The organism is Ruminococcus sp. HUN007 (assembly GCF_000712055.1).
Taxonomy (GTDB): domain Bacteria; phylum Bacillota; class Clostridia; order Oscillospirales; family Ruminococcaceae; genus HUN007.
Genome location: NZ_JOOA01000002.1, coordinates 185,769 through 200,556 on the forward strand (window position 1 = coordinate 185,769; position 14,788 = coordinate 200,556).

Sequence of the window (14,788 nt, forward strand, 5' to 3'; positions counted from 1 at the left end):
TGACAGAACATGGCGTACGGGGCGAAATATATCCCTCCTCCCGTCATTCCGGAAAAGCAATTTGAGGTACCTGCAATGTATTATTACATAAAAAACACTCTTGAAAAGGCGGATTCCATCAACTTCAGGAATTCACCTGATCAGTTCGTATCAGTACTTACTTCTGCCGAATGGCTTGAAAACAAGGATAATTTCGACATGGGCATCGAAATGGATATCGACCTTTCATCGATCCATTCAACCAAGGCCGAAGTAAACTACGATTCACTTACAGGAACATTCTCCGTTCCTGACCGCAGTAATATTTCCGCTCCGAACACCACATTTGCATTTGCTCTCGATGAAAAAGGCATTGTATTTATTGATGACAGCGGACTCGTAAATGATATAATCGGAAACATCCAGCGCTCAAAAAAATGGGCTAAACCAAGCCTTGAACGTTTTATTTACGACTTTCTCGAACAGATAGTCACAAAGGATCAGAGCATACTTGAAACACTTGACAAGGAGCTGGATGACATTGAATCAGAGATTCTTGCAGGCGGCGGTGAAGATCCTTCGCACAGAGTAAACAAGATTAGAAGTGATCTCCGTGACATGAGGGTACACTATGAACAGCTTCTGGATCTTTCACAGGAACTTGAAGAGAATGAAAACAACTTCTTCAAGGCTGAAAACGTTCGTTACTTCCACCTTTTCTCACAGAGAACTTCAAGACTTCACGACCTCACAAATTCACTGCGAGAATATTCGATCCAGATACGTGACCTCTATCAGTCACAGCTCGACGTAAGACAGAACCGCATTATGGGGCTTCTCACAATAGTAACAACAGTATTCACCCCGCTCACACTCATCACCGGCTGGTACGGAATGAACTTCAAATACATGCCGGAACTTGAATACCGTATATCCTACCCTATCGTTATTCTTCTGTGCATAGTTATCGTAATCTCCTGTCTGGCATTCTTCAAAAAGAAAAAGTGGCTCTGATATCAAAGCAAAACATAAACTCTGCTGTGATCAGCTTTGCAGTTTCACCCCAAAAGTTACAGAATAACTAATAACCAAAATAAAACCACCGGTGTTACCTTAAACGGATAACGCCGATGGTTTTATTTATGCTTACTAAGATTATTAAAAAAGTCCTCTGTGCGAATGTGCATGGCATTATTCAGCTACTGCACTGTTTACAACTTCATCCGGTATTTCCAGTGTACCTGATTCATATCCGTCTATAGTAACGTTCAGTGTGAACGAATTATATCTGCTTATATTATTCAGGGATTTACCACTCATCATCGGCGTGAAATCAACATCATAGGACTTAAACGCCTTTGTTTCCTTATCAAAATACATTGTCATATCCAGTAAAGATGACAGTTCAGCATCTGCAACGCCGTACGGAATGATCACTCCAAAAAGATTCTGGTTTAAAAAAGCGTACTTGATCTGACCTTTGATTATATACTGGTCATCAGTTTCTTCAAGAGCAAGTTCACGGAAATGAGTGCTTCCGAGATATGATCTTCTTTTACCGCTTCCGGTTAGCTTATGCCATACACCAGGTTCATCGGAAGTCTTTTCATACAGGGTAGTATAGCCATCAGCATAAATGCTCCAGAACTCTGCGGATAAAGAATCATCGTCCAGCGAAGTTGAGATCGAACCGCCTACATAGGCAGTTTCGTCATATTCCCTGTAGCTGTAGCTGCTGTAGAGTGTATAATCCAGTGTCTCACCGTCCAGCTCTGCTGTCATCGAGCATGTTTCGGAAATTGTGCCGTATGTGATGTCGTACTGATGAGCAAAATAATCGACACCGTCGATCAGGCTTTCCGCGGTTATCTCTTCTTCTGCAGGCTCGGTTACCGGTTCTTCAGCTGTTTCTTCGGCTGTAGTTTCCTCTGCACCTTCTGTCGTTATTTCTTCAGACACTGCAGTTTCTGCTTCATCATACAGAAGGTCCGTCACAAGTTCGGTTTCTGTTTCTTTGTTTTTCCCGGAACTGTTGTCTCGGCCCGGAAAGCTGAATGAACAGGATGTGAGTGCTGCGCATAAAAGAAGTGCAAGAACCACAGACAGTTTATTTCTTTTCATTATTTCTGTTTTCCTTTTCTGAAATTATAGTTAACGTCAAATTAGGGAAACACTGATTAAATCGGAAATCCGGCTTCGCCGGATTTCCGGAGGTGGGATTTGCGGGGCTTCGCCCCGGAGCCCCACGCTGATATATGAATAAATCAGCGTTTCCTTATATCTGACTTTCACAGGAAAGAACGAAGTATCTCCTTTTTCAGCAGGAGCAGATCGATGATATTCACCTTTCCGTTGCCGTCAAAGTCCATCCAGTCTTCCTTAACTGCGTTTTCTGCACCGAAGATATACTGCATCACTGATACGATATCTTTGGTGCTGTATTTCTTTTCCGGTTCCTCCTTCGGCGGGTTCTCCTTAGGATCGGCTTTCTTTATCTGATCGTCAAGGCGTGTAAATGTACCGGCTTCGACGCTGTACTTCCAGAGAGTGTTGTCTTCCCTGGTAATGAGGATGGTATAGTCACTGCCGTCAAAGAAGGTACCGGTGCTTTCCTTTACATGAGTAAATGAGGCAAATCTGTCGAGGCACGTGAAGTTTTCTGTTCCGTCATCTGTGCGGAGAGAAATACCAAGAACACTGTCGTCATTTATTACTGTTGTACCCGCTGCTGTTGTATTCTCAGTGAATAAATAACGTGTATCCCTTGTTTCGTAATCATACTGCTTGTTATCGAAAAGATCAAATCCGTTTTCAGCCTTTATCTCTTCACCTTGATTTGTACAGCTGTATGCTTTACCTTCCTTGTCTGTATAGGCAATGTCTGCTTTCTGATTTGTTCCTTCTCCTCGACGGTATAAATAGCCGCATCCTGTAACATCAGAAGCGATAAGAGCTCTGCCGACTGATTTTGTAATTTCCTTTGATGAAGTTTTCACTTCGGCTTTTATCATGTAAAGATCATTTTTGTCATCAGTAACATAGAACGTGCCGCCGCGGAAAAGAAATCCTCCGCCGTTTGTAACTACAGACTGCCCCTTCACACAGCTTACCGGGTTGATGTTCAGGTTAAGTCCGAAAAGGCTGTATTCATTTTCACCGTCTGTTTTATCAGAATACATCAGAGATGTTTTTCCGTCTCTGGTCTGAATAAGATCAGGGTTTGACGGACACATGGCTCTAACATTGCTCATTATCTTATTGACTTTGTATCCGCCGCCGGCAACTCCGCTTACAGTTCTTATTATTCCGTCTGAACATAAAAAGTTAGTCATATATTCTGACGCTGTAACAACCTTGAAGTCTTCGGTAATGTTATCGCCGTTTATTTTAAGTGTTCCGTCTTTATAAAGAACAATTTGGTTTCCGTAACTGTCGCTGCTTATATCGCTGACATTTTCATCGGCTGGAGTAAGTTCTCCTTTGCCCTCTTTGTTGTAGGTATACATAATACCGTCATCAAAGAGCAGATATGCCCATCTTTCATGAATTCCGCGCTGATCTGAAGATTCGTCAGTAATAATTCTGACTGTTCTTTTGTTTTCCGTATCCAGCGGCTCATCGACCGGTTTGTTCTCGATAACTTTGATTTTACCTTTTCCGATCTGATTGCCATCTTTATCACTGTACTGATATTCCGTTTCACCGGTTTTTTCAGAATAGATAAAGTTGTAGTAATCTTCATCCGCTTCATCGGTAAAAGTATCGGCTGAATAATTTGTAAACTTCACTGTTTCAGGATCAGTTACAGTAAACTTTCCTTTAATTGCTCCGGCCGGTCTTACTGCAAGCGGTGCAAGAAATCCTGCGGGCAGTTCGTAGTCAGAAGTTCTGATGTACTTCACTACTTCAGCACTGTCGATCTTTTCGTCAATATACAGTCTTTTAAGATCAAGTTCCTTAAGTGCATCAAGATTCTTTACCGTCGTTCCGGAAGTGGAAACACTCAGAAGACCTGAGAATGGCTTTAAAGTATTAAGATCAAAGTCTTCGGTATTGAATATATCAATATCATTAATGTGAGCTATTTCTTTATCGCATTCAGCAAATGTCGAATCAGTAAGTTCTATATGATGAACATTCACAACGTCACACAGTAAAACAGGATCGAAGTTCTTCCAGTTTAATATATTTATATGACTTAATTCAGGCATCTTTGTGAGATCTTTAAGTGAACTGATTTCTTTGATAATACTGCCGTCAAGAGTTACAGTGAAAACTTCCTTAAGTTCCTCATCGGATATGACGCCGTCCTTGTTTCTGTCAAACAGCGAATCATGCTTCAGAATAGACTCAATGATCTTATCATTGATATCTGCCTTCTGAACCTTTGTTTCCTCGGCACCGATAAATGTCATGCACTGTGAAGCGAGAATGACTGCTGATGCAAATGCTGTCACTTTTCTAAGTTCTTTTTTCATTATAAATACCCCCGAAGTAATTTAGCTTATTTTCATTCTTTTAACTATCACACAGGAAAGGACAGAAAAAATTACTGCCACGAACTGTGCGATACGAAGAATATTGTTCTCGAAAGAGAAAAATTCCATTGTGCTGATCTTCACTACTGAAAAAACAGCCGCTGCTGCCTGAATAGCCCAGATTGCAAAGTACACCAGCCATTTAATGCCGCCGCCATGAGCAAAAGCCTTGAAAGATGCATTTACGAGGAATGCAGTAAAAGCTATCAGAAGATAGAGTATAATTCCGGCGACTGCTGGCATGAAATAAACCAGCGACTGAGCACCGGCATCGCCAATGACGATCGGTGAAGGAACAGCCTTTGACTTAAGAATGAGACTGAAAACAAATTCAGCAGCTATAAAAATGAGTGATGCAGTACAGGATTGTTTGATTTCTTTTTTCATGTCTGTCCCTCCTTAGTTTATAATATCTGAAAGATCTTCAGGAATTACATCATAATCGATTATGTCAGTATTAATGTTATCGAAAATATTCTGTGTCTTTTCCTTTAAGCTGTCAGTATCTATCTTCAGTTTACCGGTATCGAATGTGAACATGAGCCAGTTTTTAAGCGTTCCCCAGAATTTCTGGAAAGCACTCAGTCCGGAGCTTACTCTTTCAGAAACATCTCCTATGTTGATCTCAGTATTGAAAGTGATATTGAACCCGTCTGAAATACGGTCAGTAAGTGAAGCCAGTTTGTCTTCAAACTTTCCCTTGTAATTCAGTTTCGAGAATGATTTTACATAATCGAGCAGCTTGTCATAGGTCTTCTGTTCGAGTTCGATCTTGTACTCGTCAAGATATTTGTCGAGAAGTTCCTTTGCCGAATCTTCAGTGAGATTACCGTTGAGAGCCTCAGTCTTCAGATCGTTGATGAACTTGAAAATATATTCCTCGGTCATACTTTTGTCTTCCTTGCCGCCGCCGATCTCCTGCTCTTTCAGATTTTCGGCCACTTCGTTGATAATATCACTGGTAACGATAAGTTCCTTTGTGGCAGTCTCTTTCTTTTCCTCGTCAAGCTTTTCGCCGGATGATTTTTCGTAGGAAGTAAGAATGCCGGTAAGCGCACCCGTACCGGATACCTTGAACGGAGCAGTCGCAAGCACCTGACAGTTTTCGACTCCTGCAGTAAGCAGAGCGTTGGCTATCATGTTTTCGTCAACGTAAGTGAGGTTTGCAGTCTTTACGATAAGTCCGCCGGTCTGCATAGGCATGATATACGAACATGAAAGCGTTCTTGTTCCGATAATATCATCGGAAACCAGTCCCTCAAGGTACTGCCTTTCCTGCTGATTGTTGATCTCGATGACCATGGTGTCCGAAGGATCGGCACCGAAAAATTCAAATATCTTTTCTTTCTGTGCATCTGTAAGGTCAGCTCCGAGTGTAATGACCGGGACCGCGTCAGCATATGATGTAAAAGTGAAAGCACCGGCCGTAAGTGACATTGCCAGAGCCGATGCAATAATTTTAGAAGTTATCCTTTTCATACAGTTCCCCTCCTTAAAAAACAAGGCTGTTCTGTTATCCGGAAAAACGTATGAACGCGTTATTTTTCCGGCAAAAGCCTTTCCCCTTTACGCTTAACAAATTCAGCGTATTAATAAATTTTATTATACCCTATTTTCACAAATTTTGCAACATTGATAAAACACCGATCTGTCCGTGCATAATACGAAGGAATTTTTTATTAACAAAATATACATTGAAAACAGAAGTATAATCTGATAGAATATATATGTATGAACATATTAAACATGGAGGTGCAATATGGCTATTACAGATTATCAGAAAGCTCTGAAAATCGGTCTTAAAACAAAAAGAACAGGAAAAAACAGTTTACTGATGAAGCTGGAAGACAGAATCGCAGACGAACCGCCTATGTCCCAGCAGCGTCTCGGCCTTATAGAAATACCTATTGAACTTATAGTAGGAACATATTCATCCGGAAGAACAAATGCTTTTGCCAGCGACTTTATGCCGCTTCTTTCGGCTGATACTGAATTCGCTACGAAATGGTCTGAACTTTATGACTCTCTTACTGAATCCGGTCAGCGTGACCCGGTTGTCGCTTATGAATATCTGAACCGCTACTACATTGTCGAAGGCAACAAACGTGTCAGCGTACAGAAATATATGGATGCAGTTTCAGTCGAAGGCATTGTCACAAGACTGATACCGCAGAAAAGCGATGAACCTGAAATTCTGATCAACTATGAGTATCTTGAATTCTATAAAAAGACCAAGGTAAATTATATCCTTATGAGCAGGCAGGGAAATTACGAGCGTCTTTACAGACACATTCATCCTTCCGGAAATGATCCGCTTACTGATGATGAAATGCTCGACCTTAAATATGTCTACAGCTGCTTCAGAAAAAGTTATATTGAAAAAGGCGGTCTCAAAAAATTCAAAGCCAAAATAGGTGACCAGCTCCTTGCATATATCGACATTTACGGATATGAAAACATATGTGAACAGTCATCCGCTGAAATACGCGAAAACCTGGTCAAGATCTGGAATGAATTCACAATGTTTGAAAAGGAACAGCCTCTTCAGATGGTTGATGAACCGGAGGACCAGAAAAAATCCATTGCCCATTCCATTGCTCACATTCTAACGAGCAATGTAACAAGTCAGGTACTGAAGGTCGCTTTTGTTCATTTCAAGAGTCCTGAAGAATCAGGCTGGACACGTCGTCATGACCACGAAAGCAAAAAAGTACAGGAATCTCTCGGTGACAGAATAGAAACATGCTCCGTTGTCACCCATGACAGCAGTGATTATTCTGTACTCGAAGACCTTATCGCCAAAGGCTACAAGCTTATTTTCACTACCACACCTGTACTCAGTTCAATAAGTCTGCGGTGTGCAATTGAACACCCTGAGATCACCATATGCAACTGTTCACTCAACAACGCATACAGGCATTTAAGATCATATTATCTGCGTGTTTACGAAGCGAAATTCGTTATCGGAGCAATTGCCGGAATTATGTCTGAAAACAACAAAATCGGTTATATCGCCGATTATCCGATCTACGGATCTCCGGCAGCCATCAACGCATTTGCACTCGGCGTAAGACTTACAAATCCACGTGCAAAAGTTTATCTCGAATGGTCATCACTTAAAGGTGAGGATCCTCTGGAAAGACTGAAAAAGAAAGATGTCGATATCGTTTCGTTCCCGGACCTTACAGGACGTAACAGTGACAATGATACCGGACTGTGCGGTCTGATCAAAGATGCAAAACCTATACAGTTTGCAGTACCGAAATGGAACTGGAGCGTTGTATATGAATCTCTTATCAGGTCTGTTCTTGACGGAGAATGGAAAAATGAAGACACAACGCATAACGGTCAGGCTCTCAACTACTACTGGGGCATGTCTGCAAACGCTATTGACATTGAAACATTCGAAATAACCGAAGGTCCAGGTCAGCTTGTCTACATTATAAAGCAAATGGTCAAAAAAGGTCTGATGAATCCGTTCTCCTGTGAAATCAAGGATCAGAACCACCAGATCGTAAACGAAAACGAAAACCGTATGAGCACATCTGAAATAATAAACATTGACTGGTTTATGGATATAGTCGACGGTAAAATACCTGACATATCAGAGTTTACTGAAAGCAGTCATGAACTGATTTCACAGCTTGGAGTAAAACTAAGATATAATCAGAGCTGAAAGAAATCCGCATAAGTAAATAAATTAGATTTAAGGAAGTTGTTTTAAATGATATTAAGAAGAAAGCAGATAAAGGATGATAATCCGGACAAAAACCCGGTAAACATTCTTGTTATTGCCGATGAACAGGTTCAGTCCTTCTACAGTGACTACGAAGAAAAGCACAGGGTATTTGACGGAATCGACCTTATAATATCCTGCGGCGATCTTTCACCGCATTATCTTTCCTTTATTGCAGATGCTGCTCACTGCAACGTTCTTTACGTTAACGGGAACCATCACTGTGACAAGGATGAAGAACATTTAGGGTGTCTTTCGATCGACGGTACACTAAGCGTTCACAAAGGAATCCGTATTCTCGGTCTCGGAGGATCAATGAAATACAAGGATTGCGGAGCACCGGCAATGTATACTGAAGAAGAAATGGTAAAAAGAGTAAAGAAGCTCAGAAATACTATCAAAAAAGCCGGAGGATTCGACATACTTGTTACACACTCACCTGCTTTCGGTATCAACGACGGAACCGATCTTCCTCATACCGGATTCAAGGTGTTCAATGAACTTCTTGAAGAATACAAACCGAAGTATTTCCTTCACGGCCATATCCACAACAACTACGGAACATACAAACAGAAAACCGAGCACAATGAAACGCTCATAATCAACGCTCACAGAAGAGTAAACTTTATTTACACTTTTGACTGACTGAAAAAAATGAAACACGAAAAACACCCGCAGGGTTTGATCATGATCCAAACCCTGCGGGTGTTTTTGTTTATTAAATGATGATACGGACACACAACACGGCATCCGCCTGTAAAAAAATGTAGGATAAACGCCGGTTACGCCGGAAACGGCTCTTCCGCCATCTGCTTTTTAAGTTCTTCGAAAAGTCCCGGAAGCTCACGCTCAAGTCTTACAAATTTTCCGTCTTCATGAGTAAAGCAGTGCACGGATTCACCTTCAAAAATGAATGCCCCGTCTGATTCACGGTACATTCTGTACTTTAATACAAAACTTGCACCCTTTACTTCTGTAACATAAATATTCACAAGTATAACATCAGTAAACTCCGCGCTGGTTCTGAATTTACCGGATACGCTTACCACCGGCGAAACAAGGCCGCTGTCCTCGAGTTTTTTGAAACTCCATCCTATCATGTCGAGATAATACACTCTTGCTTCTTCCATCCAGCGGATATAGTTTGAATGGTGAACCACCTTCATTTTATCTGTTTCATAATACTGTACTGTGTGTCTGTACGGTTCCGTAATTAAAACCTCCCTGTTTTACTATATTCCTTCAAAACAGCTGGCTATACGCTCAGCTAAAATTCTGTGGCCTTCTTCATTCGGATGCAGTCCGTCAGTAAGATAATTGTTCTTTACAAAGTCATCCTGAGGATTCATTCCGTAGATAGTATTGGTATCGATGACCGGTATCTGCATTCTCTGACATCTGTTTTTAATAGCATCGATGTAATGATACAGAGTATATCCGGCTTCATTTCTCTGCTTGTCCGTATTCAGTCCTCCGAACTCAACACGGTGAAGAGGAGTCAGAAATACAATGGAAGCGCCGGGATGTTCTTTTTTCAGTCCCATAAGCAGTTCATAAAGCGCACCGTAAAAAGATACATCGGTAGTGTCATCTTCAGTTCCGAGAGGTGTATTGAACCCGTAGTCATTCGTTCCGCCGAAAATTACGATAAAGTCCGCATCTCTCTTGATATCCTTGTACCGTTCAACAAAAGGCGGAATGTCCGTTCCCATATCGGACTGCGATGAAATGCATGATCCGGCAACGCCGTAAGGAATAGCTTCCTTAAGGCCGAGGATCTCGCCGAGATAATCCCAGTAGCCTTTACCGTCTGATGTATTGAATCCGGCAGTAATGCTGTCTCCGAGAAACGCACCGACGCAGCCTTTCCATTTACCGTCCGGTCCCGGTATCACGGTATCGGATTTTTTCCTGAATGTTATGTAGTTTACGGTTTTTTCACCGTTCTCGTCTATGTCAAATCCGGTCTTGTATTTAAGTGACTGCTGATCATCTGAAAGAAGCATCTCCTTACAGCTGCCGAGTCCGCCGTTTCCGGTAATGAACCTTATCTTGACACCGTCATTCTTCTGAGCAGCATCAAAATAGGAAACCAGCTGACTGAACCCGTAGTCTCCGCTGCTGACCAGCTCTGCCTTGTAACTTATGTCGCCTACACCGGCACTGAATATCAGTTCATCATCGCTGTTGTCCGATACCCAGCTTCCGTACAGAATATCAAAGACCTCCTCAGACTTCATTTTCTTTTTTATAGAATGATCCTTGCCCGTCGGTTCCGGAGTGTCATTTTTAACTTCTGTATCACTTTCTTCCGTGTCCTGTTCTTCACTGTCTGCAGGCTGATCTGATGATGATCCTGAAACGTCCGTACCGACAGACTCTTCGTCTGCACCATCCTCAGCAGCTGCTGCATCGGATTCATTTACAGCACCGCACCCTGAAGTCAGAACCGGTAAAAATAATGCTGATAACAGTAATGCAATGATCCTGCCCTTCACAGAAAGCACTCCCTTTCCCATATCAAATTAACACAGCACAGATAAAAAGATTTTTATCTGAACTGAATAAGAATATCTGATTCCGCTCTGCATATCAGCAGGCGTTTTCACGCTTTATAAGCGTCCCCTAAATATAGATAATTATACCACATAATACAGATCAATTCAAGCTTTGCATTAAATAAAGTAAACTTTTTTAGTAATAGAAAGTTATACAATATCTCAAAAAGATATTGACTTGTGCATTAAACTCTGATACAATATTCTTTAATGTGTCGTGATACCATCACATATTAAGATACTGCGTATTACGCAACACATAAAGCAGATGTGCATGATTATCAGGGGGTATAAAAAATGATCAGCTCAGACGGAATAAGAAATTTAAACGACTACTTTACAAAAGCCGAAGAAATGTACGGAACCTGTCCTTTTCTGAAATATACGGAAAAAGGGAATGAACTCTCGCGTACGTATACGGAATTCATGACACGCGTACGGAAATTTGCTCACTTTATACGGGAATACAGCATCTCTGCAGGACGAAAAATCAATGCTGCACTTATCGGACACACCGGTTACGACTATCTGACAGTTATGATCGGTACAGTATATGCCGGTTCAGCCATCGTCCCGCTCGATTCTCAGATGAATGCGGAAACACTTGCCGATCATCTGCAGAGATCCGGGGCAGAGATCATTTTTTATGAAAAAGATCTTTCAGGTACTGTTAAAGCTGCACTTGAAAGCTGTCCGGAAGTAAAGCTCTCCTTTCCTGTCTCTGACGCAGACAAACCGCTCGACAGTCTGATTTCAGAACATCCTGCAGAATATTTCACTGACATATCACCGGATGAATGTGCCTTTATTATATACACTTCAGGTACTACAGGAAAAAGCAAGGGCGTAATGCTCAGTCACAGAAATATGTTAAGCACGATACTAACAGTAAAACCGAATCCGGAACTTGAAAAAGGCAGCGTATGTGCCTTTCTTCCGCCTCATCATGTATTCTCTGTAAACTGTGACTACCTGTATGCATTCCGCTTCGGAATGGCGGTATGCATCTGTGATGATCTTTCTCATTTCACAGACGATATAAAGAAATATCAGCCGGCAACAATACACATAGTTCCAATGATGGTAAAGGCGATATACCGCGCACTTGTCTCAGCAAAAGAAGAATATCCGGAGCTTGGTGTCTCTGAAATAAAGGAACTAGTACTCGGAAAGAAATTCTCAAGGATCCTGAGCGGCGGCGGAGGCCTTCCGGACGATCTTCGCGTGGGTATTCTGAACTTCGGACTTCGCATTGCATCCGGATACGGAATGTCCGAGTGTTCCCCTTCCATTACCGAAGCTCCGTTTGATGCACCGTCAGACAAAAAAGGAACTGTCGGTATGCCGCTTTCAAGCTGCAGAGTACGTATAGCTGATGACGGAGAAGTCCTTGTAAAAGGTGACAACGTAATGATCGGTTACTACGGATCTCCGGAACAGACCGCAGAGGTTCTTTCTGAAGACGGCTGGCTTAAGACCGGTGATATCGGACATCTTGACAATGATGGTTTTCTTTATCTCACCGGAAGAAAAAAGAATCTCATCATACTGTCAAACGGCGAAAATGTATCACCGGAGGAAATTGAAAAAAGGTTCGCCGACTGCAGAGCGGTCGCTGAAATAATCGTATTCGGAAACAACGACTCGCTGGCAGCAGAAATTTATCCTGATCCCTCAGCTGTCGCAGAAAACGGCAGAGAAAAAACAGAAGAAACTGTACGAAAAGCAGTTTCAGAGATAAACAGAGACCTTCCTTCATACAAGCGCATAGCTGAAGTTATTTTCAGAGACAAACCTTTTGAAAGGACGTCTTCAAAGAAGATCATACGTTCTAAGGCAGGTACAGGTATTTCATCTGCTCAGTCCGGTACTGCTCAGAAAAAGCAGTGTGCATCTGATCTTGAAAAACTGACAGCAGAAATCATAGCAAAAGCCTCAGGAAGAAAGGATTTCGGCACCGACGAAACTTTCGCCTCGATCGGACTCGACTCTTTCGGTTGTGTTTCTGCAATAACTGACATTTACGAAAAGCTCGGATGCAGCATCGACCTTGCCGCACTTATGGAAAATGACACGGTGGAAAAACTTGCTGCATATATCAAATCATCTGAAAAGACCTATACTGATCATTCTGTCAGAAATGAATATCCTCTTTCAAATCTGATGAAGTATTTCATTTATGTAATAAACGGAAATACAGTCGGCAATGTACCTTCAGCCATCGAGCTCCCGTTAAATACTGATACGGAGCGTCTGAAAAATGCCGTAAGTGCAGCCATTGACGCTCATCCTGTACTGAAAGGCACAGTAGATATGAAGCGTGCTGTCATTCTGAGGAACGATAAGTCCGAAAACCATATCGACATAATCAAAACGACTGAATCAGAGTGGAAAAAGATAAAAGAACATCTGGTCGCTCCGTTTACCTATAAGCCAGGCGAAAAACTGTATCACATCGGTATTTACAAAACTGAAAAGGCCGTTTATCTTCGTCTCGATCTTTCGCACGCAGTTACTGACGGAGTTTCGCTCGGAATGTTCATACGCGAGATAAGCCGTGCCTACAGCGGTGAAAAGCTCACAAAGGAAACAAACTCATTCTACGAATATCTGCTTGACGAAAAGGCCAGAGCCGACAACGGCGTTCCTGATAAAGACAGCGAAAAATTTGCTGAGATCTATAACGGAATAAAGATCGGCGGAAGCAATATGACGATCGATCACGGTATGGATATCGACACTGTTATACCGGCTACAATAAAGCAGAGACTATACCGTATAAACCGTGAGAAGGTCATGAATTTCTGCGCAGAACACTGCACATCGGAAAATATACTTTTCCTGACTGCATTCAATATCTGCATTTCACTGTTCAGCGGAAATGAAAGCATTTTCACAACAAGCATCCACAGCGGAAGAACAGACGGAAGATATGCAGATTCCATTGGTATGTACTTCAGACAGTATGCATGCCGCTATGATTCCGGTAAATGCCGTACAACTGATGAGCTTCTCGAAGACACGGCTTCGCAGGTAAGAGACGTCATGAAACTTCATACATCATGCTCAAGCAACGGAGAATATCTGTTCCAGTTCCAGGGTGATATCTTCAACGTTGACCGCATAGGTGACCTTCAGTGTAAACGCGTTGATATCAGCATTGACAGTCATCCGTTCCGTATCATGATCATGAACAGGGCCAGAAGCTATATGCTGCATCTCAGTTATCACGCAAACCGATTTGACACGAGCACGGTCTATGTGCTTATAGACTGCTACCAGCACGTAGTAAATGCTCTTCTGGAAAACAAAACTATACCTGAGATCATCTCGGGACTGCCTGAAGAGATCTGTGCGGGAAGACTTATGCTTTCTTCAGAAGAAATAAACGCTGAATCCGGCAGAGCTCTCATTCCTGAGTCATCAGAAAACACAGGAGTATGGATCCTCGACGAACACACCCTTGATCTGAAACCTTTCGGTGCATGGGGTACGCTTTTCATAGCAGACAGAAAACCTGCTTCATACACATCTGCACTGAAAAATCCGCATGCGGCAGGAATTCTCTATAACACCGGAATAAAAGCAAGAATAATGCCGGACAACTCACTGAATGTATTCGGTCCTGAGTCCCGCGTGGTAAGAGTCGAAAACCACAAAGGCGGTTACTACTACGATCTGAACGAGGTCGAAAAAGAAGCCATGAAATGCAAAGGCGTCACCGCAGCCCGTGCTTATCTTGAATACTCAAAGGAGTACAGGGTGTACGTACTCAGACTCGACGTTGAAACAGACAGTTCCATGAACAAGGAAGACGTAGTATCCTACTTCAATGACAACGTACCGGAAAACCTGCGTCCGGTAAAGATTGCAGACAAAAAACCAAAGATCAGACATAACCAGCTGAAACGAAAAAACATTACCGCCGGTTTTTAATCTCATTCTGAACTGATTGATTCTGCAGAATAACAAAAAAT

Annotated in this window: 10 protein-coding genes; 4 read left to right on the plus strand and 6 right to left on the minus strand. The window is 42.1% G+C overall.

From position 1 onward, the window contains the following. The first annotated feature begins 75 nt into the window (after positions 1-75). Positions 76-993: a CorA family divalent cation transporter gene (locus CC97_RS04915; RefSeq protein WP_044974085.1), complete on the plus strand. Its 918-nt coding sequence runs from the start codon at positions 76-78 to the stop codon at positions 991-993. A 177-nt stretch (positions 994-1,170) separates the two neighbouring features. On the opposite strand, the gene CC97_RS04920 is transcribed toward CC97_RS04915, so the two are convergent. The 4 genes from CC97_RS04920 to CC97_RS18605 form a co-directional block, all read right to left on the minus strand. Next, positions 1,171-2,100, minus strand: a complete 930-nt coding sequence (locus CC97_RS04920) for a hypothetical protein (protein ID WP_044974086.1) — start codon at positions 2,098-2,100, stop codon at positions 1,171-1,173. 167 nt (positions 2,101-2,267) lie between these two features. Further along, positions 2,268-4,457 carry a hypothetical protein gene (locus tag CC97_RS04925; protein ID WP_044974087.1) on the minus strand — a complete coding sequence of 730 codons (2,190 nt, stop codon included), beginning with the start codon at positions 4,455-4,457 and terminating at the stop codon, positions 2,268-2,270. Between the two features lie 21 nt (positions 4,458-4,478). Continuing rightward, complete coding sequence (locus CC97_RS04930) at positions 4,479-4,904, minus strand: hypothetical protein (protein ID WP_044974088.1); 426 nt, start codon at positions 4,902-4,904, stop codon at positions 4,479-4,481. 12 nt (positions 4,905-4,916) lie between these two features. Further along, on the minus strand, positions 4,917-5,996 hold the full coding sequence (locus tag CC97_RS18605; protein ID WP_049962693.1) for a DUF1002 domain-containing protein: 1,080 nt from the start codon (positions 5,994-5,996) through the stop codon (positions 4,917-4,919). A gap of 280 nt (positions 5,997-6,276) precedes the next feature. On the opposite strand from CC97_RS18605, the gene CC97_RS04940 reads away from it, so the two are divergent. Further along, the gene (locus CC97_RS04940; protein ID WP_044974089.1) at positions 6,277-8,193 is read left to right on the plus strand and encodes a BMP family ABC transporter substrate-binding protein; all 1,917 of its coding nucleotides are present in this window, start codon (positions 6,277-6,279) and stop codon (positions 8,191-8,193) included. Positions 8,194-8,241: 48 nt separating this feature from the next. After that, on the plus strand, positions 8,242-8,898 hold the full coding sequence (locus CC97_RS04945) for a metallophosphoesterase family protein (protein WP_044974090.1): 657 nt from the start codon (positions 8,242-8,244) through the stop codon (positions 8,896-8,898). Positions 8,899-9,035: 137 nt separating this feature from the next. On the opposite strand, the gene CC97_RS04950 is transcribed toward CC97_RS04945, so the two are convergent. Both CC97_RS04950 and CC97_RS04955 read right to left on the minus strand, forming a co-directional pair. Further along, on the minus strand, positions 9,036-9,467 hold the full coding sequence (locus CC97_RS04950) for a thioesterase family protein (protein WP_156036773.1): 432 nt from the start codon (positions 9,465-9,467) through the stop codon (positions 9,036-9,038). 18 nt (positions 9,468-9,485) lie between these two features. Then, positions 9,486-10,751: an SGNH/GDSL hydrolase family protein gene (locus CC97_RS04955; RefSeq protein ID WP_044974092.1), complete on the minus strand. Its 1,266-nt coding sequence runs from the start codon at positions 10,749-10,751 to the stop codon at positions 9,486-9,488. A 357-nt stretch (positions 10,752-11,108) separates the two neighbouring features. Here CC97_RS04955 and CC97_RS04960 point away from each other — a divergent pair, with 357 nt between their 5' ends. Further along, positions 11,109-14,747: an AMP-binding protein gene (locus CC97_RS04960; protein ID WP_044974093.1), complete on the plus strand. Its 3,639-nt coding sequence runs from the start codon at positions 11,109-11,111 to the stop codon at positions 14,745-14,747. Positions 14,748-14,788: the final 41 nt, after the last annotated feature.

Excerpts from the sequence above, each read along its gene's own strand:
- CC97_RS04945 (WP_044974090.1), top strand. The coding sequence starts at position 8,242 with ATGATATTAAGAAGAAAGCAGATAAAGGATGATAATCCGGACAAAAAC.
- CC97_RS04915 (WP_044974085.1), top strand. The coding sequence starts at position 76 with ATGTATTATTACATAAAAAACACTCTTGAAAAGGCGGATTCCATCAAC.
- CC97_RS04940 (WP_044974089.1), top strand. The coding sequence starts at position 6,277 with ATGGCTATTACAGATTATCAGAAAGCTCTGAAAATCGGTCTTAAAACA.
- CC97_RS04920 (WP_044974086.1), bottom strand. The coding sequence starts at position 2,100 with ATGAAAAGAAATAAACTGTCTGTGGTTCTTGCACTTCTTTTATGCGCA.
- CC97_RS04925 (WP_044974087.1), bottom strand. The coding sequence starts at position 4,457 with ATGAAAAAAGAACTTAGAAAAGTGACAGCATTTGCATCAGCAGTCATT.
- CC97_RS04930 (WP_044974088.1), bottom strand. The coding sequence starts at position 4,904 with ATGAAAAAAGAAATCAAACAATCCTGTACTGCATCACTCATTTTTATA.
- CC97_RS18605 (WP_049962693.1), bottom strand. The coding sequence starts at position 5,996 with ATGAAAAGGATAACTTCTAAAATTATTGCATCGGCTCTGGCAATGTCA.
- CC97_RS04960 (WP_044974093.1), top strand. The coding sequence starts at position 11,109 with ATGATCAGCTCAGACGGAATAAGAAATTTAAACGACTACTTTACAAAA.